This window comes from uncultured Aurantimicrobium sp., from assembly GCF_936931525.1.
Taxonomy (GTDB): Bacteria; Actinomycetota; Actinomycetes; order Actinomycetales; family Microbacteriaceae; genus Aurantimicrobium.
In genome coordinates this window covers 14,264-34,536 of record NZ_CAKZII010000158.1, presented here as the reverse complement: position 1 = coordinate 34,536, position 20,273 = coordinate 14,264, and the positions used below count along the sequence as shown (strand labels likewise).

The 20,273-nt window shown below is 55.2% G+C and carries 20 protein-coding genes; 12 read left to right on the top strand and 8 right to left on the bottom strand.

Features of this window, described 5'->3' with window-relative positions; translation table 11 throughout:
- The 4 genes from miaB to Q0362_RS07975 form a co-directional block, all read left to right on the top strand.
- A partial coding sequence (miaB, locus tag Q0362_RS07990) for a tRNA (N6-isopentenyl adenosine(37)-C2)-methylthiotransferase MiaB (RefSeq protein ID WP_298122353.1) occupies positions 1-1,310 on the top strand: 1,310 nt, incomplete at its 5' end.
- A gap of 1 nt (position 1,311) precedes the next feature.
- Positions 1,312-2,241 (top strand): tRNA (adenosine(37)-N6)-dimethylallyltransferase MiaA, encoded by a 930-nt coding sequence (gene miaA, locus Q0362_RS07985; protein ID WP_298122350.1) that lies wholly within the window; start codon positions 1,312-1,314, stop codon positions 2,239-2,241.
- A 9-nt stretch (positions 2,242-2,250) separates the two neighbouring features.
- On the top strand, positions 2,251-3,168 hold the full coding sequence (dapF, locus tag Q0362_RS07980) for a diaminopimelate epimerase (RefSeq protein ID WP_298122345.1): 918 nt from the start codon (positions 2,251-2,253) through the stop codon (positions 3,166-3,168).
- A 6-nt stretch (positions 3,169-3,174) separates the two neighbouring features.
- Positions 3,175-3,591 carry a hypothetical protein gene (locus tag Q0362_RS07975; RefSeq protein ID WP_298122340.1) on the top strand — a complete coding sequence of 139 codons (417 nt, stop codon included), beginning with the start codon at positions 3,175-3,177 and terminating at the stop codon, positions 3,589-3,591.
- Here Q0362_RS07975 and Q0362_RS07970 read toward each other — a convergent pair.
- Positions 3,588-4,208 carry a class I SAM-dependent methyltransferase gene (locus Q0362_RS07970; RefSeq protein WP_298122337.1) on the bottom strand — a complete coding sequence of 207 codons (621 nt, stop codon included), beginning with the start codon at positions 4,206-4,208 and terminating at the stop codon, positions 3,588-3,590. The genes Q0362_RS07975 and Q0362_RS07970 overlap by 4 nt on opposite strands.
- A gap of 9 nt (positions 4,209-4,217) precedes the next feature.
- On the bottom strand, positions 4,218-5,090 hold the full coding sequence (locus Q0362_RS07965; protein ID WP_298122332.1) for a hypothetical protein: 873 nt from the start codon (positions 5,088-5,090) through the stop codon (positions 4,218-4,220).
- Positions 5,091-5,261: 171 nt separating this feature from the next.
- Between Q0362_RS07965 and hflX the strand changes: the two genes are divergently transcribed.
- A complete protein-coding gene (gene hflX, locus Q0362_RS07960; protein WP_298122328.1) occupies positions 5,262-6,776 on the top strand; it encodes a GTPase HflX in 1,515 nt (504 codons plus the stop codon).
- Here the strand turns inward: hflX and Q0362_RS07955 are convergent, their stop codons facing one another.
- Genes Q0362_RS07955 through Q0362_RS07945 form a run of 3 tightly spaced genes read right to left on the bottom strand, consistent with a single transcriptional unit; the run spans position 6,777 to position 9,312 of the window.
- Entirely contained in the window at positions 6,777-7,841 is a 1,065-nt protein-coding gene (locus Q0362_RS07955) for a phosphatase domain-containing protein (protein ID WP_366099793.1), read from the bottom strand.
- Between the two features lie 20 nt (positions 7,842-7,861).
- Positions 7,862-8,545 (bottom strand): DedA family protein, encoded by a 684-nt coding sequence (locus tag Q0362_RS07950; protein WP_298122324.1) that lies wholly within the window; start codon positions 8,543-8,545, stop codon positions 7,862-7,864.
- The gene (locus tag Q0362_RS07945; protein WP_298122322.1) at positions 8,545-9,312 is read right to left on the bottom strand and encodes an aminotransferase class IV; all 768 of its coding nucleotides are present in this window, start codon (positions 9,310-9,312) and stop codon (positions 8,545-8,547) included. Before Q0362_RS07945 ends, Q0362_RS07950 begins: the two co-directional genes overlap by 1 nt.
- Before the next feature lie 17 nt (positions 9,313-9,329).
- On the opposite strand from Q0362_RS07945, the gene pabB reads away from it, so the two are divergent.
- On the top strand, positions 9,330-10,691 hold the full coding sequence (gene pabB / locus Q0362_RS07940) for an aminodeoxychorismate synthase component I (RefSeq protein WP_298122317.1): 1,362 nt from the start codon (positions 9,330-9,332) through the stop codon (positions 10,689-10,691).
- Positions 10,692-10,695: 4 nt separating this feature from the next.
- Positions 10,696-13,215: a leucine--tRNA ligase gene (gene leuS, locus Q0362_RS07935; protein WP_298122312.1), complete on the top strand. Its 2,520-nt coding sequence runs from the start codon at positions 10,696-10,698 to the stop codon at positions 13,213-13,215.
- An 18-nt stretch (positions 13,216-13,233) separates the two neighbouring features.
- Here leuS and pknB read toward each other — a convergent pair whose 3' ends face one another.
- Together pknB and Q0362_RS07925 are read right to left on the bottom strand one after the other, a co-directional pair.
- Positions 13,234-15,138, bottom strand: coding sequence for a Stk1 family PASTA domain-containing Ser/Thr kinase (gene pknB, locus Q0362_RS07930; protein ID WP_298122307.1), 1,905 nt, complete (start codon positions 15,136-15,138; stop codon positions 13,234-13,236).
- Between the two features lie 52 nt (positions 15,139-15,190).
- Complete coding sequence (locus Q0362_RS07925) at positions 15,191-15,802, bottom strand: LysM domain-containing protein (RefSeq protein WP_298122304.1); 612 nt, start codon at positions 15,800-15,802, stop codon at positions 15,191-15,193.
- Between the two features lie 134 nt (positions 15,803-15,936).
- On the opposite strand from Q0362_RS07925, the gene Q0362_RS07920 reads away from it, so the two are divergent.
- Positions 15,937-16,281, top strand: coding sequence for an Rv2175c family DNA-binding protein (locus tag Q0362_RS07920; protein ID WP_366099791.1), 345 nt, complete (start codon positions 15,937-15,939; stop codon positions 16,279-16,281).
- A gap of 8 nt (positions 16,282-16,289) precedes the next feature.
- Here the strand turns inward: Q0362_RS07920 and Q0362_RS07915 are convergent, their stop codons facing one another.
- Complete coding sequence (locus Q0362_RS07915; RefSeq protein ID WP_298122299.1) at positions 16,290-17,369, bottom strand: polyprenyl synthetase family protein; 1,080 nt, start codon at positions 17,367-17,369, stop codon at positions 16,290-16,292.
- Between the two features lie 79 nt (positions 17,370-17,448).
- Between Q0362_RS07915 and Q0362_RS07910 the strand changes: the two genes are divergently transcribed.
- The 4 genes from Q0362_RS07910 to Q0362_RS07895 all read left to right on the top strand — a co-directional run bounded on the left by Q0362_RS07910 (position 17,449) and on the right by Q0362_RS07895 (position 20,261).
- Complete coding sequence (locus tag Q0362_RS07910) at positions 17,449-17,805, top strand: DUF3040 domain-containing protein (protein ID WP_298122296.1); 357 nt, start codon at positions 17,449-17,451, stop codon at positions 17,803-17,805.
- A gap of 231 nt (positions 17,806-18,036) precedes the next feature.
- Positions 18,037-18,468: a division/cell wall cluster transcriptional repressor MraZ gene (gene mraZ / locus Q0362_RS07905; protein ID WP_298122293.1), complete on the top strand. Its 432-nt coding sequence runs from the start codon at positions 18,037-18,039 to the stop codon at positions 18,466-18,468.
- A 102-nt stretch (positions 18,469-18,570) separates the two neighbouring features.
- The gene (gene rsmH, locus Q0362_RS07900; protein ID WP_298122290.1) at positions 18,571-19,524 is read left to right on the top strand and encodes a 16S rRNA (cytosine(1402)-N(4))-methyltransferase RsmH; all 954 of its coding nucleotides are present in this window, start codon (positions 18,571-18,573) and stop codon (positions 19,522-19,524) included.
- Positions 19,521-20,261: a hypothetical protein gene (locus Q0362_RS07895; RefSeq protein WP_298122288.1), complete on the top strand. Its 741-nt coding sequence runs from the start codon at positions 19,521-19,523 to the stop codon at positions 20,259-20,261. The genes rsmH and Q0362_RS07895 overlap by 4 nt, the downstream gene beginning before the upstream one ends.
- The last annotated feature ends 12 nt before the right edge of the window (positions 20,262-20,273 follow it).

Sequence of the window (20,273 nt, the reverse complement as noted above, 5' to 3'; positions counted from 1 at the left end):
GCCTGCAGATTGCCGTGGGCGGCTGCTTAGCTCAGAAAGATCAAGCACTGCTTCTGAAGAAAGCACCCTGGGTTGACGTGGTGTTTGGAACCCACAACATGGGCTCACTGCCAAGTCTTCTCGAGCGTTCACGTCACAATCACAAAGCTGAGATTGAGATTCTAGAATCTCTCGAAACTTTCCCCTCAACCCTTCCTACTAAGCGCGATTCGACATATTCGGGGTGGGTTTCCATTTCAGTGGGATGTAACAACACCTGCACCTTCTGCATCGTGCCCAGCCTCCGAGGCAAAGAACGCGACCGCCGTCCAGGGGAAGTTCTCAATGAAGTCAAGGCACTCGTTGATCAGGGTGCCATTGAGGTCACACTTCTTGGGCAAAACGTGAACACCTACGGTGTTGAGTTTGGTGACAAGGGTGCTTTTGCCAAGCTGTTGCGAGCATGCGGTGAGATTGAGGGGCTGGAGCGCGTACGCTTCACCAGCCCACACCCCGCTGCTTTCACCGATGACGTGATTGCTGCCATGGCAGAGACGCATAACGTTATGCCTCAACTGCACATGCCACTGCAGTCAGGCTCGGACAACGTCCTCAAAGCAATGCGTCGCAGTTACCGCAGTGAGAAGTTCTTAGGAATTCTCCAGCGCGTGAGAGAGGCAATGCCTCACGCGGCGATCAGCACAGACATCATTGTGGGATTCCCTGGTGAAACAGAGGAAGACTTCGAAGAAACCATGCGGGTCGTGGCAGAAGCACGCTTTGCTACCGCCTTTACTTTCCAATACTCCAAGCGTCCGGGGACTCCGGCAGCGGAGATGGAAGGGCAAATCCCCAAGGCAGTTGTGCAGGAACGCTATGAGCGTCTGCTCAAGTTCCAAAACGACATTGCATGGCAAGAAAACAAGGCACAAATTGGCCGAGAAGTTCATGTCTTGGTTGCCAACGGTGAAGGTCGTAAAGACAGTGCCACAGAGCGCATGAGCGGCCGTGCTGAAGATTCTCGCCTTGTGCACTTCGAAGTGACTCCCGGTAGTGAGGTTCCACGCCCTGGAGATATCGTCACAGTGACAATCACTGAAGCAGCACCTTTCCACCTTCTTGCTGACGACCCCACCGGATCTCCATTGAAGGTGCGACGCACCATCGCTGGAGATGCCTGGGACCGTGAACAAGCCGAGAGCTGTGGTGTTCCCAGTACTGGAGGGGCCAAGAACTTAGGCTCAACTTCCATTCCCGTTGTGGGATTAGGAATGCCAAGCCTTCGGGTTTCTACTGCGCCGATCTACGACCTCGACGACGGACAACGCTAGCGTGAGCGAGAAAACCCAGATCCTTGCGATTGTGGGAGCTACCGGGACAGGTAAGTCTGAGTTGTCCTTGGACGTGGCAGAGGCACTTATTGCACAAGGTCATGGCGTTGAGATTGTTAATGCGGATGCCATGCAGCTCTATGCCGGCATGGATATTGGCACCGCCAAATTACCTGTAACTGAACGTCGCGGAATTGCGCACCACATGTTCGATGTTCTCCAGGTCACGGATGAAGCTGCCGTTGCGGATTATCAAGCACGGGCCCGCGAGGCCATTGTGGACATCAATTCCCGAGGCAATCTGGCAATCTTGGTCGGTGGTTCGGGGCTCTACGTCAGCAGTGTTCTGTTTGATTTTGACTTTCCAGGCCATGACGACGTGATCAGGGAGCGTCTGGAGCAAGAGCTTGAAGAGCTAGGTTCAGGCGCGTTGTTTCAACGCTTGAAGGAATTAGCTCCCGAAGCGGCAGAGCGCATAGATCAGCAGAATTCACGCAGGGTAGTCAGAGCACTAGAAGTACTAGAAGTGACGGGAAGCACTGCGGCACTAGGAACTCTGCCCGAAGAGGCCGTCTATTGGCGCTCAACGGTGATTGCTGGTTTGGCTGAAGACCGAGAGGTTCTCGTCGAGCGTTTAGATCGCCGTGTGGAGAAGATGTGGGCTGACGGTCTTCTTGATGAGGTGCAGAAGCTCATTCCACTGGGAATCGAACGAGGCATTACCGCTCGCAGGGCTATTGGATATGCCCAAGCACTTGCAGAGCTTGCCGGTGAGATGACGCAATCTGAAGCTATCGAAGAGACACAGTCCATTACCCGTCGATATGCCCGTCGCCAGGTCAGTTGGTTCAAGCGTTATGCAGACCTGGAGTGGCTCCCTGCCGGTGGCGTGGACAACGTCTCACAGGTGATCTCCCGGTTGAGCCTTTAAGCTGGAGTCATGGCAATATCGTTGCACTTCACTAAGGGACACGGAACCGGGAACGATTTCGTTCTCTATAGCGACCCTGAGGGTGAACTTCCACTGACCCCGAGTCAGATTGCAGCGTTGTGTGATCGCCACTTCGGCATTGGTGCTGATGGTGTGATTCGCGCAGTGAAGAGCAGCAAGCTCAATCGTAAACACGAACCTGGCCAGATCGTTATGGATCCTGCAGGTGCTGCTGCGCTTGCCGAAGACTCTGCAGCCGAGTGGTTCATGGACTACTACAACTCCGATGGCTCACTCTCCGAGATGTGTGGCAACGGTATTCGTGTGTATGCCAAGTATTTGCTCGAAACGGGTTTAGCTTCCATCAACCGTGGAGAGACCCTCGCCATTGGTACTCGTGCTGGGGTGCGTGACCTCACCGCACAGGGAACGCAGTTCCAAGTTGATATGGGTCGTTGGAGCTTTGACGGCGGTGAGCCTGTCGTGAAGGTCGCTGGTGTTCCTGTTGCCCGCCCTGGCGTGGGCATTAACGTGGGCAACCCACATGTCATTGCGGCATTTGCTGACGATGCGGAACTTGATGCCGCAGATCTGAGCTCAGCTCCCAGATTGGAACCTGAGCTCTCCGAAGGTGCCAATGTTGAGCTCGTCGTCCCTCATGACCCTCTCGTGAAAGACGGTGTGGGACACATCCGCATGCGTGTCCACGAACGCGGATCGGGTGAGACGCTGTCGTGCGGAACGGGTGTTGTTGCAGCGGCTTTAGCTACACGGCACTGGGCGGGCGAGGGTGCTCCCCATAACTGGCGTGTTGACGTTCCAGGAGGAACCCTTGCCGTGCGCATGTTCCCCACGGAAGAGGGAGAACATGTCGCTCTGTCAGGCCCAGCGGAGCTTGTGTACACCGGAACAGTAGAACTGGCCTAAATCTCGATGAAAACATCACACAAGGCCATCTGGAGCCTGTCAGTAGCATCACTTGCCGTGCTCACTCTTGCGGGGTGTGACCAGATTCCCAGCTTGGATGCCAGTGATAAGCAAGTCAATACTGCTGCCTGCGAAGCTGTCGGGACCACCTGGAATACTCTCAACACTGCACTGAGTTCTGGTGATATTGCGGGGCTACCTTCCGCCTTCATCAACATTCCTACTCAGCTGGATGCGGTCTTGAGCAAAGCTACCGATAAGCAACTGACTGAAGCTGTAACCGAGCTCAAGAAGAACGCACAATCTGTCGTTGACGGTAATCAGCCAGACGTTGCAGGTTTTATTGCTTCCGGTGTGGGTATCTCCGCACGATGCGCCATCTTGGGCGCATCGGTGAACTTGGAATTGCCGAAGCTTCCTTAGTTCGTTCGAACTACCTTGATGATCCGGAAACCCTTCCGGGTGTCCTCACGAGTGACTTCGTGTGTTCCCTCGAACTGTGTGCCAAGCCATTTCTCGAACGAATCAGCACCGAGATGCTTTGCCACCACGAGGTATGCCACACCATCGACGGTGAGGCGGGGGAGCCACGTGGTCATGATCTCGTGCAGTTCAGCCTTGCCCACGCGAATGGGAGGGTTAGACCAGATCAGGTCAAAGCTCAGGTTCGTGTCGAAAGAATCTGGAAGACCAACGGTGATGTTGGAAAGACCCAACCGTGCCGCATTCCTTCGGGTCAGCTCAAGTGCGCGCTCATTCACGTCAACGGCGTAGATTGCAGCTTCTGGAGCCTCGAGTGCAAGCGTGAGTGCCAAGGGGCCCCAGCCACAGCCAAGATCCAGGAAGTTTCCTGAAGTGTCAGGGGTAGGAACGCTATAGAGCAGCTGTTCAGTACCTGCATCGATGTGATCTGGGCTGAAAATACTTCCCGCAGTCTCCACGGTGTAATCACCGTGCGCCAAGCGCACAGCAATCTCAGTACTTCGGAATTCGCCTACTGGCTGTGCCGAAAAGTAGTGCTCGGTCTTCTTCTCGGTCATATCTTCAGATTAGTTGACGGTGACGTTCCACGAACCGTCTGCCTTGATGGTGACGACGGAAGGACCAGCAGAGATGGGGCCGCGCTGGTCAACCATAGTTGTGGAATTAACCAGGGTCAGAGCAGCGGTTGTGGGGCCAAAGTACTGGGTAACCACAATGCCCTGATCCGGAGTGAACGTCTGTGCGTGCAATGTTGCTGCAGCACCTGCATACAAGTAGACGAGGTCACCACTGGTTGAACTTGGTGCCGACAAGGGGCCCTGTGCTGCGCTGGAAACAGGGGAGATCAAGATGGACCAGGTCACATCAGATGCTGTAGTGATTTTGAGAGCGCCAGCGGTGTCACTTCCATAGCCAGCAAGGCCAAACGCAACCGTTCCGTCATAGGTTCCCGCGGAAGACACAATGGTGTCGATCACTGTCACGTTGTCTGTCGCGAGCACCTCTACGACGAAAGGAACATCATTGAGGTTCGTGGTGTCAACCTTGACGACACCAGCAGTGATGTTGTTGCCAAAGTCCACAACCTTGGTTCCAGTTTGGTTGGTACGGCTCACTGGTGAGAATGTGCCGTAGGTCTTGTCCGCCCAGGCAGTTACAGGAACAACTGTGGGGCTCGGAGTGGGAGTGGGAGTCGCTGTTTTAGTGGGCGTTGGAGTCGGTGTGGGAGTGACCGTGGGAGTCGGCGTCTTCGTAGGTGTTGCCGTGGGGTGGGGCGTTGGTGTCACAGTAGGGATGCCTGAGTTTGTGGGCTCAGGCTTGGGTGCGCCGTTAGAAACCACCACAAACGTCACCAATGCAATCACAATGACAGCGGCAAGGGCGCTGACGATAATCCAAGGAAGTTTGGATGAAGATGCGGTGGGGTTTGGCGTAGACACAGGAACTCCTCATAGAAATGGTCTGCGTGGTGACGCAGACCGTATCCAGAGTTTATCGGGTGCGGACGGACAGCTCAACGGCTGTAACGGTTCATCTGATGGTGAAACTACGATCTTGGAGAGTGCTCAAGCTGGGAATGGTTCACAGTCAAGAGCGATATCTTTGAAGCAATGACTACTGAGTCCTCTGACGACATCGTTGACCGCGTTCTCTCCCGTGCTGCGGAGAAAACGGACCGGGCACGTGTTTCCGTGTTTTCGTCTGGCCGGGCACAAGCACTTGATGATTCTTCGTCCTCAGATCATGATCGAAGCTTTGACGGTGAGCAGCAGGATCTGGCTGACCGTATTTCCCTGCGTCGAGTTCAAGGGTTATCCACCGAACTCGAGGACGTTACTGAAGTCGAATACCGTCAGGTTCGACTTGAGAATGTCGTCCTCATCGGCGTGTATCCCAAGGGACAGGTCGAAGATGGCGAGAACTCGATGCGAGAGCTTGCGGCACTGTGTGAAACAGCGGGCGCTCAGGTCCTCGATGGTGTGATGCAGATGCGTCCCATGCCAGACCCTGCTACTTATCTTGGTCGAGGAAAGACTCAAGAACTGCGCGACCTTGTAGCCGCCCTTGGCGCCGACACTGTCGTGGCAGATACAGAACTTGCCCCCTCCCAGCGCCGTGCGCTTGAGGATGAGGTGAAGGTCAAGGTCATTGACCGCACCGCGGTTATCTTGGATATTTTCAGCCAGCACGCCAAGAGCCGCGAGGGTAAAGCCCAAGTTGAGCTTGCCCAGATGCAATACATGCTTCCCCGTCTGCGTGGCTGGGGTGAATCCATGTCTCGACAGGCCGGTGGCCAGGTGGGTAGTGGCGGCGCCGGTATGGGCTCCCGTGGTCCTGGTGAAACCAAGATTGAACTCGATCGCCGACGCATCAACACCCGTATGGCCAAGTTGCGCAAGCAGATCGAAGCCATGAAGCCTGCTCGAGACACCAAGCGCGCCAACCGCAAGCGCAACTCGGTGCCCTCTGTCGCCATCACGGGATACACCAACGCGGGAAAGTCATCCCTTCTCAACCGCATTACCCGTGCAGGTGTACTTGTTGAGAACGCACTTTTTGCCACCCTGGATGCCACGGTGCGACAGGCACAGACCGAAGACGGCCGCAACTACACCCTTGTTGACACAGTCGGCTTCGTGCGAAACCTGCCACACCAACTCGTTGAAGCGTTTCGCTCAACAATTGAAGAAGTCGCAGATGCAGACTTAATCGTTCACGTCGTAGACGCTTCTCACCCGGACCCTGCATCCCAGATTCGCACCGTCCGTGACGTGATTGGTGAAGCTGAAGCGTCAGATATTCCTGAGCAGATTGTCTTCAACAAGAGCGATCTCATCGATGACAACACTCGGTTGCTTCTTCGAGGCCTAGAACCCTCCGCCATCTTTGCCTCTGCACGCACAGGTGAAGGAATCGATGAAGTTCTGCAGGTCATCGCCGAGCGAATTCCCACGCCAGATGTTCCGTTGAACTTGTTAGTGCCTTATGAGCGGGGAGAAATTGTCTCGGCACTGCATGCCAAAGCAGTTGTGGATTCGACCGACTATGAAGAGGGCGGAACGCGCATGATTGTGCGCGTGAAGCATGCTGATCTTCCCCAGTTCGAGGAATTTATCTCTGCCTAGTTAGAGAACGTTGAAGTCTGAAAGCTGTGCTGACAATCCAGCACCATCGGGGGCATAAACCCACGGGGCATCACCGGCTTGAATGTGTTCTTCAGCCTTTTTGCGTCCACCGGCAAGCACGGCTTCACCGTTGGAGAGCTGACGGATGGCGACAGCTTTCACACTTTCTGGGTGCTCTTTTTCAAAAGCTGCATAGATCGCTTCATCGTGCTGGCCGTCATCTCCGACCAAAATCCACTTAATCTTCGGGAATTCAGACGCCAAACGGCGTAATTGAGTTTCCTTATGTGCCCTTCCAGAACGGAACATGCGGTCGTGGGTGGGACCCCAATCCGTGAGCAGCAGGGTCCCCTTGGGATACAGATTGCGACCGAGGAAACGGCGCAGAGTTGGTGCGACATTCCATGCACCTGTGGAGAGATACATCACAGGCATCTCTTCTTGGATGGCGGCAATGCGTGAAAGGAACACTGCCATGCCGGGGGTGGGGACGCGGGCATGTTCATCGAGAACGAACGAGTTCCAGGCGGCCAAGAACGGGCGAGGAAGAGCAGTCACCATGACAGTGTCATCCACGTCAGAGACCAGTCCAACTGTGACCTTGGGGGAGATGACATGAATGGTTGACTCGGTAACTTCAGAGCCCTCTGCCTGGAGTTGCACGGTGTGCATTCCGGGTGAGAGTTTCATAGGAATTTGGACATCAACTACTCCACCACGGTCTGCTTTGACCACGGTATGAATGTTGTTGATGGTGATGGTTACCGAAACATCGTTGACGGGGACCGCAACAAAAGAGCGCCATCCGCGCACGCTTTCAGAGCGCTTCTTCATTTTGCGTGCTGCGCGCGAGCCTGGACGAGGGTTACGTGTCAATAAGACTCGGGAAAGTACTCGAACCCACTCAGTTGAGCCATATCCGGGATAGGGCACCACGGTAACGGCATAACCGCGTTTACGGGCGCGCTTTTCTCGGTATGCGTGGAAGCTGTCCTCGATGCGTGCAGCACGGTGCATGACATCTTGGGTCAGCTCTGCAGCACTCGTAGGTTTACTCGACTTCACGTCACTCAGTTTGTCAGAGATTAGGAACCCAGAGGGTTCTCTACAGTGCTTGAGTCGTGGTCACCAGGAGTTTCCATGAACTTCTCTTGGCTCTTCTCTACCCGCTTCTTAATCAGGGATACAGCCACGATGAACGCAATGACGATCCCGATGAAGAGGAAACCTGCCCACTCATACTTTGCAGCGAATGCTTCGTATTGGTCTTTGAGGACTGCGGCCAGGGTGACATAGACAAAAGTCCAAATCACACATGCAGCAGCTGTCCAGGCAATGAAGGTGCGATATTTCATCTTTGTCATGCCCACTGTCAAGGGAATCAACGAGTGGAGGACAGGAAGAAAACGGCTCAAGAACACGGCGATGCCGCCACGGCGGTCAATGTAGTTTTCTGCTTGCTCCCAGCGATGCGGTCCGAGTTTTCTACCAAGCCAAGAACGGCGAATATGTGGACCGAAATACTTCCCGACAAAGAAACCGATGGTTTCACCCGTGAGTGATCCCACGATGACCATCACCACCATGAAGACATATTCCTGCAGGTTGGTAATGGCCGTGCTGGAAATGAGCACCACCGTGTCACCGGGGATGACGAGACCAACCAGAAACGACGTTTCCAACATGATGAACAACGCAGAGAGCAATGTTCGCGTCACGGGATCGACGGAGGCAACAGCAGAGAGGATGTTGTTGATGATCTCGTTCATCAGGCCTCCGGCAATTCGTGAGCAAGAAGGTCATATTGCTGACGCCAGTGCATGAGCCGCTCTGGATTCACGATTAAGGATGGCCCATCTACCCACGAATTTACTGAACGTATGCCGTGAAGTGCATTGAGGGCATAGAGCTCGACGCCCTCTAAATCTTGCGGTGTTGCCCACATTTCACAGACGTTGAGCCCACCCTTAGCGGCCAGTTCGCGAGCTGCAGCAACTGTTGTGCTGTCTACTCGAATGGCTTCGGCAGGAGGAACGTGCAGCTCGCCCTCGGTGAACCACATCAGGCAGGTGGTTGCCCCGTCAATAATGCGTCCCTGAGCATCAAGAATGACTGCATCGCCAGCACCTGATGACTGTGCTGCAGATCGAAGTGTTGCCAGGGCAGGGATATCTGGACCCTTAATGCTGGGCTCAACACGTGGATCGTGGGTCGCTGTTGCCAGCACGATGCTGTCGTGAAGTTCGGGAGCAGGGCGGATATGGAGCTCCAGCTCGCCTCGTTCAGTCAGATCTATGCGCGGAAAAAGTTTGCCCGTGCGGGGGAGGGCAGAAGTGACCGCTTGGAGGAATGCATCCACTGGGCGAACTAAGCCCTGAAATTCGGCAGAGGAAGTGAAACGCTCAAGATGGCGCTGATATCCGACTACCTTGCCCTCATTGAGGAGAAATGAATCAGCGACGTAGAGAGGGATTTCAGGCGCTCCTGTGACGTCAACTAGTTCACTACCATTCCAGCGAAAACGTAAGACATCCACAGCCCTAGGCTAGTACGGTGACCAGGCAAGTTCAGCGCGTGAGGATGTCGCAGTGGGTTGACCCAGCTGCTGTCTATGTCGCGCTTGCCGCCGCACAGCCCCGAGCAGTGTGGTTAGACGCCGGTCCCCATGCCAGTACTGGCCTTTCCTATATTTCTATCCCGAGCGAGCGAGAGCTCAGAGAAAGTGTCTCTGCCGGGGATGTGACCATCTTTGAACGCCTCCGTTCTGCCCTCGAGCACGATGCCACTGTGGACACTACGGAAGCCCATGAAGGAGGTTTCTCCTTGGGCTGGGTGGGATGGTTGGGCTATGAACTCGCCGCCCACACCGCAGGTGTGCCCACTGTCGATTCGCCATCACCGGATGCCCTGTTTGTCTTTGTTGATTGGGCATTGGAGTTTGATCATGAACGACACGTTCTTGACCTGTTAGTTCTGGGAGATGCCCAAGCCCTCGAACAACGACGTGTTGACATTGAGAAGCAGCTTGAAGGCGCGGAGCTTCCTCGAGTTCTTGACGCCCCTGACGCTCAACCAACGTCTGTTTCGTGGCGCCATTCCCCCGAGCACTATCAAGAACTCGTCCAGAGCTGTCTTGATGCCATCACAGCAGGGGATGCATATCAACTCTGTCTCACCAATGAAGTGCAGGTATCAGGCAACTTCACTCCTCTCGAGGTGTACCTGCGCTTGAGAGAAGCAAACCCCAGTCATCACGGGGGACTCATCGTGGTGGACGATCTTGCTCTGTTATCCAGTAGCCCCGAAGTTTTTCTCACCGTTGATTCGGATGGGCATCTCACCACCAAGCCCATTAAGGGAACACGGCGCAGGGGACATGATGTTGGTGAAGACTCTGCGCTCGCCGAAGAACTGCTGGCCAGTGAGAAAGAACGAGCAGAGAACCTCATGATTGTGGATCTCATGCGTAATGACGTGGGACGCGTTGCGCAGCTGGGAACAGTGCAAGTTGATTCACTCCTTGAAGTGGAAACATATGAACACGTTCACCAACTGGTCTCGACGGTTTCGGCAGAACTTGCACCTGGGCTCACAGCGGTCGATGCAGTGGAGGCCTGCTTTCCAGCCGGTTCCATGACGGGAGCTCCCAAAATAAGTGCGATGACCATTCTGCATGGTCTCGAACAAGGGCCTCGAGGTCTGTATTCCGGAGCCTTTGGGTATTTCGGTATTGATGGAGCTGCCAATCTCGCGATGGTGATCAGAAGCATTGTGCTTACCTCTACAGGCGCCTCAATTGGAACCGGTGGCGGAATTACGAGCGGTTCAGTTCCTCGAGCAGAGCTTGAGGAAACCTGGGTGAAGGTTGCACCTCTGCTTCGGGCATTAGGGGTCGCATCAAGCGAGTATTCTTAGAAGGATGTCTGAGAACGAGGGCGCGACCTATAACTTCGCGGAAATTCAAGAAAAATGGCTTCCTATCTGGGATGAGATCCAGCCATTCCGCTCTGACGACCCCACAGATGAGCGCCCACGCAAGTATGTCCTCGACATGTTCCCTTACCCCTCCGGTGACCTACACATGGGTCACGCTGAGGCATACGCCCTGGGTGACGTCATTGCGCGTTACTGGCGCCACCGTGACCACAACGTGCTGCACCCCATCGGCTGGGACTCCTTCGGTCTTCCTGCCGAGAATGCAGCTATCAAGCGCGGCCTCAACCCCGTCACTTGGACCTACGACAACATTGACCAGCAGAAGCGCTCCATGCGCCGTTATGCCACCAGCTTTGACTGGTCCCGTGTCATTCACACTTCAGACCCTGAGTATTACAAGTGGAACCAATGGTTGTTCCTGCAGATGTATAAAAAGGGCTTGGCATATCGCAAGGACAGCTGGGTTAACTGGGACCCCGTAGACCAGACCGTTCTTGCCAACGAGCAGGTCATGCCAGATGGCACCTCGGAGCGTTCCGGCGCCATCGTGGTGAAGAAGAAGCTCACCCAGTGGTACTTCCGCATCACTGATTACGCAGACCGCCTACTCGATGATCTCGACACCCTCGAAGGTCAGTGGCCTGCCAAGGTGCTCACCATGCAGCGCAACTGGATTGGTCGCTCGATTGGTGCAGATGTTGACTTCGTCATCGAAGGCCGCGACCTGCCTGTGACGGTGTTCACCACTCGTCCCGACACTCTGCACGGCGCAACCTTCATGGTTGTTGCTCCCGACGCAGACCTCGCAACCGAGCTGGCAGCTGGTTCTACTCCTGAGATTCACGCAGCATTTACCGACTACCTCACCGAGGTTCAGAAGGCCACCGAAATCGAGCGTCAGGCTACTGATCGTCCCAAGACAGGTGTCTTCCTCGGTCGCTACGCCATCAACCCAGTCAACGGGGAGCGTCTACCCATCTGGGCAGCTGACTACGTTCTCGCAGACTACGGACACGGTGCTGTCATGGCAGTGCCAGCTCATGACCAGCGCGACCTCGACTTTGCTCGTGCCTATGACCTACCCATCAAGATTGTGGTCGATGTTCCTGCCGGCGTTGACGAAGATGGCAATGTCCTCGATAACAACCCTGCCGTTACGGGTGTTGCCACCGGTGGCGAAGGAAAGCTCATCAACTCTGGTGAACTCGATGGTCTGACCAAGAAGGATGCGATTGCCAAGGCAATCGAGATTCTCTCTGAACGCGGCACCGGTAAGGCGGCAAAGAACTTCCGCCTGCGTGACTGGTTGATTTCTCGTCAGCGTTACTGGGGAACACCCATCCCCATCATCCACGCCGAAGATGGCACAGAGATCCCTGTCCCTGAAGACCAGCTTCCTGTTGTGCTTCCACCCACAGAGGGGCTCAACCTCCAGCCCAAGGGTTCGTCACCACTGGGTGCTGCAGAGGACTGGGTCAATGTGCCCAACCCTATTGATGGCAGCCCAGCACGTCGCGACCCGGACACCATGGACACCTTCGTGGACAGCTCGTGGTATTTCCTGCGCTTCCTGTCGCCCAATGATGACACTCAGGCTTTCGATCCTGCAGAAGCGAAGAAGTGGGCTCCGGTTGACCAGTATGTCGGTGGTGTGACTCACGCCATTCTTCACCTGCTCTATGCCCGATTCATTACTAAGGTCCTCTTCGACCTTGGCTTCATTGACTTTGAAGAGCCCTTCACCAACCTGCTCAACCAGGGAATGGTGCTCATGGAAGGCTCAGCAATGAGCAAGTCCAAGGGCAACATTGTGAAGCTCTCTGAGCAGCTCGAAGAGCACGGTGTTGACGCTGTGCGCTTGACCATGGCCTTTGCTGGTCCTCCTGAGGATGACATTGACTGGGCAGATGTGTCGCCAGCTGCCAGCAACCGCTTCTTGGCTCGTGCGTGGCGTATTGCCCAGGACGTTTCCAGTGCACCTGGAGTGGACTTTGCTGGGGGAGACAAGGCGTTGCGCAAGGCAACCCACCATCTCCTTGCCGAGGCCCCTGGACTTATCGAAAGCTTCAAGTTCAACGTTCTCGTCGCACGTCTGATGGAACACGTGAACGTGACGCGTAAGGCAATTGACTCCGGTGTGGGTGCAGCAGATCCTGCCGTGCGCGAATCCGCAGAAACCATTGCCATGATGCTGGACCTTTACGCTCCCTACACTGCAGAAGACATGTGGTCAGCTCTGGGCCACCAGCCTGCAGTCGCACACGCTGTGTGGCCTGCTGCTGACCCTGCACTGCTGGTTCAGGACTCCGTTACTTGCGTTGTGCAGGTTGATGGCAAGGTGAGAGACCGTCTTGACGTCGCTCCTGATATTTCCGAGGCAGATCTTGAAGCTCAGGCACGTGAACTTGCCGGTGTAGTTCGAGCACTCGAAGGTCGCGAGATCGTGAACGTGATTGTGCGCGCACCCAAGATCGTCAGCATTGCCACTAAGCCTTCGGCTTAGCGAATAATCTTCGCCGCTTTAGCGGTTAGAGATGGTGACGACGGCGCCACGCTTCGCTTGGCTGTCACCTGCAGGGTTCTGGCTTCGAACAGCCTTGGCATCCCACAGTTCCTGATCGACCTCAGTTGAGAACCCGAATCCAGCAGCTTCCAGAACTGCGATGGCGTCCTTAATGGACTTTCCAACTACATTGGGAACGGTTACGAGGTCTGGGCCCTTAGACACGACAAGAGTGACGTTAGTTCCCTTTGTCACAACGCCCTCAGGCACAGCAAGGGAAAGAACAGTTCCCTTGGCAACGTCGCTGAATTCTTCATTGGTAGCGCCTACGACAAGACCAGCATCTGTCAATGCTTTGGTGGCATCTGCAACGCTCAAACCCTCAACGGGTGGAATTGCCCCAAGGGAAACAACGAACTGCACTTCGCCGCCCACAGGATACTTTGCGGGTAGTGGAGCGCCCTTGCCGTCAACGGCTGCAATGACAGAACCCTTCGCAACATCAGCTGAGAACTGTTGCGAGGGATCTTTGAGCTTGAAGCCTAGGTCTTGAGCCTTTTTCTTGGCGTCTGCTTCGGTCATGCCGGCAAAAGCAGGAGTATCCACAATCTTGGGGCCGAGGGAAACCAGGATCTTGACCGTTGCACCGCGGGTGACGGAACTGCCACCCTTGGGGTCGGTCTCGATGACCTTGCCCACAGCCACAGTGGCATCGTTCGTCTCCACAACCTTGGCAGTGAAGCCTGCTTTCTCAATGATGGCTTGAGCATCTGCCGGAGCCATGCCTGCAGTTGCAGGAATGGTGGCAAGCGATCCTGGACCCGAGCTAAAGAACCAGCCTGCGGTTGCTCCGAGAACAGCGAGGACGATAGTGATTCCAAATATCCAGAAACCTCGGCTGCGTCGGTTGGAAGAGATTTCCTTCAGTGCAGCAACAGGGTTATCGACGGGGGGCTTGCGGTTGAGTCCAGCAAGTGCCCCGGTGCCAAATGCTTTGGTCTCGTCGTCGGAACCGATGAGCATGCCAGCAGGCATAACCATGGTCTGCTGTGTGGAGAGATCTTGGTAGCTCGAGCCTGAGCGAATGACCTTCTCTGCCTGGAGGAGTTTATCCAGCAGAATCCCTGCATTCTCAGGTCGACCATCGGGGGAACGCGTGGTTGCCCATTCGACGATCTCGTCAAGTTCAACGGGGATGGCAGGGTTAGAAGCAGAGGGAGCCGGAACCTTGTCATTGGCGTGCTGATAGGCAACGGCCATGGGCTGTTCGCCCTTGAATGGCTGTTCACCGGTGAGCATTTCATACATCATGATGCCGATGGCATAGATGTCACTTCGGGCATCGGCAACGCCACGTGTCAAGAGCTCAGGGGAGAGGTAGGCAATTGTTCCGAGCAGCGCTTGCCCAGATGCCGTGTTGGCCGTGGTGGCACGGGCGAGACCAAAGTCACCGAGCTTGATGCGCCCATCATCTGCCAGAAGAACATTCTCAGGCTTCAAGTCACGGTGGACAATCCCTGATTCGTGGGCAGCAGCTAGACCTTGAAGAACCGCATCCATGATGTCCACGGTTTGCTCAGGTGTGAGCTTGCCGTAATCCTTGAGCAGATCACGCAGGGTAATTCCAGGCAGGTATTCCATGACGAGATATGCCATGTCAGAGTCTTGACCTTGGTCGAAGACGTTGACCACGTTGGGGTGTGCCAGACGGGCTGCAGAACGGGCCTCCTGCACGAAGCGTGCTTTGAAGGCGCTGTCATCGGCGAGGTGGCCGTGCATAATCTTCACGGCTACGCGGCGCTCTAGGCGTAAATCAGTGGCGAGATAAACCGTCGCCATGCCTCCACGAGCAATTCGTGACTTGACCTGATATCTGCCGTCGATAAGACGACCGATCATGGGGTCTTCGGCGGCAGTAGTCACAACGCGAGTCTATGTAAGAGAAGTGGGCAAAACGCTGAGAAACACCGGCGTTTTACGCGCTGGCAACAGCAGGCATGCTGCTCATCAGACCTGCGTCTGGAATAACGAGTCGTTGACCGACTACTAAACGGCTTGAACGGTCGAGGCCGTTGGCAGTCATGATTGCTCTGGGCTGAACGCCGTAGCTGCGTGCAATCGCTTCCAGGGTCTCACCTGAGGCGACATTGTGGCGGGTAATACTCTCTCCCACTTCGGCCGATTCAGTTCCACTAGTGGACGCGGGAATGTTGAGTTGCTGGCCGGCAAACATCATGGTTTTCCAGCTCAAACCGTTAGCTGCAAGAAGCTCCGCTGAAGAGATGCCATGGAGTTGGGCAATACTTCGCAATGTGTCTCCTGCAACAACGGTGTATTTATCTGCGCGAAGGACAGCAGAAGTGTTGTGAGAGGAAGCTGACAGGGTGGGGGAGTTCTCCGCATTAGCCTTAGGCAGCTTTTCAATCTTCGGGATCTGATCTGCCGAGGCAGATTGTGCCGTGAAAATCATGCTGGTCACAGCAGCAAGAGCTACCGGAAGTGCCGCTATTCGCTTGATTTTGCGGGGTTTTTGTGGGGTCGCTGAGGAGAGTGCCTCATGGGTTGATCGATAGGTTCGACCGGACATCTGCACACTCCTCTCCCCATTAAAAGATTGGCTCAGTCTCTACCTCAGCTTGAAGGTTAACGTGTAGTGAATTCGGCGTGTCGCAGATTAGCCACGTGTTCGCGCCACTGAGCTACCTGTGGCACGCTTGAGGGGTGGCTAACGCAAAAACACCCCAGACCCAGTGGCTGACGATTCCAGACCTGATGGAGGTCCTCGGACTCAATCAGAGCCAAGTACGTCGACTCATCGAAGACAACGTTCTCGCAGCAACTCGTGTTGATGGCGTACTCAAAGTTCCCGCCGATTTCATCCATGATGGCGAACCACTGCCAGCGCTGCAGGGAACCATCGTGTTATTGCGAGACGTCGGCTTTGACGGTGATGAGCTGGTTCAGTGGCTGATCACTGAAGAAGAAAGCCTGACCGTGTCGCCGGTTGACGCACTCAAAGCAGGCCGCAAAGCAGAAGTGCGACGCATCGCGCAGGCACTTCTCTAGAACTGCTATTACGAAGCGCGCTGGGAAACCAACGCAGCAAGCTGCGTCAGGCCGTGAGTGGCGAGATCGCTGAAACCTGCTGATGCTATTGCTCGTTGTGCAAGAACTACTTGTTCTTCAATAACCTGCTCGAGCTTGTCAACAGCACCGGTATTGGTCAGGGTTGCCTGCAACATGCCAATCTGAGCATCATCGAGGCTCGAGTCACCAAGCAGTTCATCCATCAAGCGAATGGCAGTGGCTGGGAGTTCTTGTTGAGCCAGAGCAATGAGAACCGTGCGCTTTCCTTCGCGCAAGTCATCACCCGCAGGCTTGCCCGTGACCGCGGGGTCACCAAAAACACCCAACAAGTCATCACGAAGTTGGAAAGCAATACCCAGTGGTAGACCGATGGCTCGCAGTGACTCCAGTTGTTCCGGAGTTGCACCGCCGAGAGCAGCGCCAATAACCAGGGGAGCCTCGATGGAATACTTTGCCGACTTGTAGACAACAACGCGCTGTGCACGGGTGAGTGCATCGAGCTTGTCTATGACAGGCCACGCACGTTCTTCCACAATGTCGAGATACTGACCGGCAGTGACATCAATGCGCATGCGGTCGAATTCAATACGTGAGGCACGAACTGCAGGCCGGTTGGTCTCTGCCGCGATACCGGTCGAGAACAGCTCATCGCTGAAGGCAAGAAGAAGATCACCGAAAAGTAGGGCTGAAGAGGTGCCGAAGTCTTCGCTCGTGCCCGCCCAGCCTGATTCGCGGTGCAGCTTCTCAAAGCGACGGTGAGCTGAGGGCGCTCCGCGGCGGGTGTCTGATTTATCCATGATGTCGTCATGGACCAGGGCGGCGGCGTGGAAGATCTCAAGTGCACTCGCTACGTCGATGACGTGGTCGGGAGTGTTTTCATGCTGAGTTCCATAACCCAGGAGTGCACAGCGAGCACGAAAACGTTTTCCACCGCTGAGAAACTCCCGTGAAAACTGCAGGAAGGGTTCCAAATCGGGGGAAACCTCACGCACAATGGATTCATGGTCAGTGATGAACTGGTCCAGACGAGTGTTTACTCGTTCAACCCATGTGTCTTGGTCACGCATGCGCCTAGCCTATCTAGGCCAGCGCAGGTACACTAAGACTTCGAGCACTACACGCCATCAATATCCAGAAGGGAAGCACATGCCACTGTCAGAGCACGAGCAGCGTCTTCTCGATGAGATGGAACGTAACCTCTATGGAAACGATGCAGATGTCACCTCGACTGCATTCGTGGGTATGCCTCGCCCCAACTACCGTGCCATCGTGTTGGGTGTCATTCTTGCGCTCGCCGGTTTAGGCGGCCTCTTAGCTGGGGTCATGACACAGATGATTGCCATCGGCATTGCAGGCTTTGCTCTCATGTTTGTTGGTGTTCTGGTTGCAGCAAAGCCAGGTGCTCCCGCTACTCCTAGCCAGAAGAAAACCCGCTCCACCGGCAGCTCGTTCATGCAACGCATGGAACAGCGCTGGGATGAGCGCGATGGTGGCCGTCTCTAGCTAAACATCACCTCCAACTAACCGCCTTTCGGGGCGGTTTTTTTGTGCGCCCAAACCGATCCAGGTTAATCCCCATTGCTCCATTTCCCTCCACCTACTTAAACCCTGTAAATTAGCGGATAACTCGACACGCCGTGCCAAAAATGTGGGTAATTTTTAACACTTGTGGCGGGAAGTGGAGTAAAGTGGAGATATCACCAACAAGGCCGGTTGTGAAAGGGGGTGACGCAGATGTTCTTAGGAACTCACTCACCCAAGCTCGATGACAAGGGACGCGTCATCCTGCCTGCGAAATTCCGCAATGAACTGGCCGAAGGCATCGTGGTCACCCGTGGTCAAGAGAACTGCCTTTACGTTTTCAGTGCTGCGGAGTTCAACGACCTCCACGAGAAAATCCGTCAAGCACCCGTCACGAGCAAGTCGGCACGTGACTTCTTGCGCGTATTCCTGTCCGGGGCAAGCTCAGAAACCCCCGACAGCCAAAACCGCATCACTCTTCCGGTGAACCTGCGCCAGTACGCAGGTTTGGATCGCGATCTCACCGTTATCGGTGCGGGTAACCGCGTAGAGATTTGGGACACCGAGGCCTGGAACACCTACCTCGCTGCCAACGAAGAAGCCTTCTCCAACACCACGGAGGAGGTGATTCCTGGACTCTTCTAGTCCTGAGGTTCTGACTCCCAGCCTGTGCACCCTGACTCCACTTCCCCGGAAGCAGGTTGACCTGGATGGGGATCAGGATCTGAGGCCGAATCCAGATTCAATATGACACTCAACGACATTCACACCCCCGTACTTCTGGAACGCTGTGTCGAGCTTCTTGCTCCAGCGCTAGAGAAGCCAGGTGCAGTTCTCGTAGATGCAACTCTTGGCATGGGTGGCCACTCAGAAGCGTTCCTTACACGTTTCCCCGAACTCACTCTGGTTGGTCTCGATCGCGATACCGACGCCTTGGCTATCGCTGGTGAGCGTCTCGCTCGCTTCGGGGACCGCGTACACCTCGTGCACACCGTCTACGACGGAATTGCAGAAGCACTAGATGGATTGGGAATTGCATCGGTCGACGGCATTTTGTTTGACCTCGGTGTTTCCTCTCTTCAGCTAGATCGTGCAGAGCGTGGTTTTGCTTACTCGCAGGATGCACCGCTGGATATGCGTATGAACCAGACCGAGGGCATCACCGCAGCTGACGTTATTGCGACCTACAGCGAACACGAACTGCGCAACATCTTCCACAAATATGGAGATGAAAAGCTTTCAGCTCGCTATGCCAAGGCAATTGTCACCAATCGTGAACTTGAGCCCATCACCCGCTCCGGCCAGCTGGTTCACATTCTGACTGTGGCAACACCAGCAGCACTGTCACACTCTGGTCACCCCGCAAAGCGCGTCTTCCAGGCACTTCGTATCGAAGTGAACCAAGAGCTTTCAGTTCTCGAAACAGCTATTCCTGCAGCATTGGGCAAGCTCGCTCTGGGTGGCCGCATCGTGGTCATGTCCTACCAGTCCCTCGAAGACCGCATCGTCAAAGGCTTCTTGCAGACCGGTGCTGCGTCGTCTGCTCCTGTGGGGCTTCCCGTCGAGCTCGAACAATTCAAGCCCGAACTCAAACTTCTCGTCCGTGGCGCAGAACTGGCTAGTGACGAAGAAAAGGCACGTAACCCTCGTGCAACACCCGTTCGACTGCGCGCAGCCGAACGAATCAAGGAGGCTGCATGAGCACTCTGAACGCATCGCGTATCTCTCGCCCCCAGGTTCGACCACAGATGGCAACGAAGCCTTCTGCTCGTACCTCTGCAACAGCTGCACCTCAGCGAGGATCAGCTCCCACCATTCAGGGCAATCTCGCCCTCAAGGCACGCACCTCGCTGAACAAGGCAACAGCGTGGCGCCCTTCGATTCAGGTTGTTGCTACTCGCGCTCAGCGCAAAGCACGTCCCCGCGTGTTCTACGCAATCATCACCGTCGGTGTGATCTTTGGCATCATCATTTCAAATCTTCTTCTGTCTGTTGCTGTTGCTTCTGGCGCCTATGAAATTGCTGCCATGCAGCAGTCAAACAAGGAACTTGGACGCAGTTACCAGACCATGAACCAGGATCTGGATCGTTTGTCTTCACCACAGAACTTGGCAGCTAATGCCGAGGCTTTGGGAATGGTCAACAACAGCACTCCGGTTTATCTTCGTCTTTCAGACGGTGCTGTTCTGGGAACCCCAGAACCAGCTTCTGCAACCTCCGGCTTGATCGCTGGAGCTGAGGGAGCTGTTCCCAACTCTCTTCTGACAGGTGTGACGCTGGTCACTCAGAAGGAATCAGAAGCTAAAGCCGCAGCTGCAAAGAAAGCTGCTGCTGAAGCAGCAAAGACCGCTCCGGTCACAGACAGCGCGCCTGCCGCAGTCGTTCCAGCTGGGCCGGTAGCTTTGACAAACGGCCTTCCTGGCGTCGCAACTCGCTAGGCGAGAGCTGGA

Bases quoted from the DNA above. Each gene is read 5' to 3' on its own strand.
- dapF (WP_298122345.1), top strand. From the start codon at position 2,251: ATGGCAATATCGTTGCACTTCACTAAGGGACACGGAACCGGGAACGAT.
- Q0362_RS07975 (WP_298122340.1), top strand. From the start codon at position 3,175: ATGAAAACATCACACAAGGCCATCTGGAGCCTGTCAGTAGCATCACTT.
- Q0362_RS07970 (WP_298122337.1), bottom strand. From the start codon at position 4,208: ATGACCGAGAAGAAGACCGAGCACTACTTTTCGGCACAGCCAGTAGGC.
- hflX (WP_298122328.1), top strand. From the start codon at position 5,262: ATGACTACTGAGTCCTCTGACGACATCGTTGACCGCGTTCTCTCCCGT.
- Q0362_RS07950 (WP_298122324.1), bottom strand. From the start codon at position 8,545: ATGAACGAGATCATCAACAACATCCTCTCTGCTGTTGCCTCCGTCGAT.
- leuS (WP_298122312.1), top strand. From the start codon at position 10,696: ATGTCTGAGAACGAGGGCGCGACCTATAACTTCGCGGAAATTCAAGAA.
- Q0362_RS07925 (WP_298122304.1), bottom strand. From the start codon at position 15,802: ATGTCCGGTCGAACCTATCGATCAACCCATGAGGCACTCTCCTCAGCG.
- Q0362_RS07915 (WP_298122299.1), bottom strand. From the start codon at position 17,369: ATGCGTGACCAAGACACATGGGTTGAACGAGTAAACACTCGTCTGGAC.
- Q0362_RS07910 (WP_298122296.1), top strand. From the start codon at position 17,449: ATGCCACTGTCAGAGCACGAGCAGCGTCTTCTCGATGAGATGGAACGT.
- mraZ (WP_298122293.1), top strand. From the start codon at position 18,037: ATGTTCTTAGGAACTCACTCACCCAAGCTCGATGACAAGGGACGCGTC.
- rsmH (WP_298122290.1), top strand. From the start codon at position 18,571: ATGACACTCAACGACATTCACACCCCCGTACTTCTGGAACGCTGTGTC.
- Q0362_RS07895 (WP_298122288.1), top strand. From the start codon at position 19,521: ATGAGCACTCTGAACGCATCGCGTATCTCTCGCCCCCAGGTTCGACCA.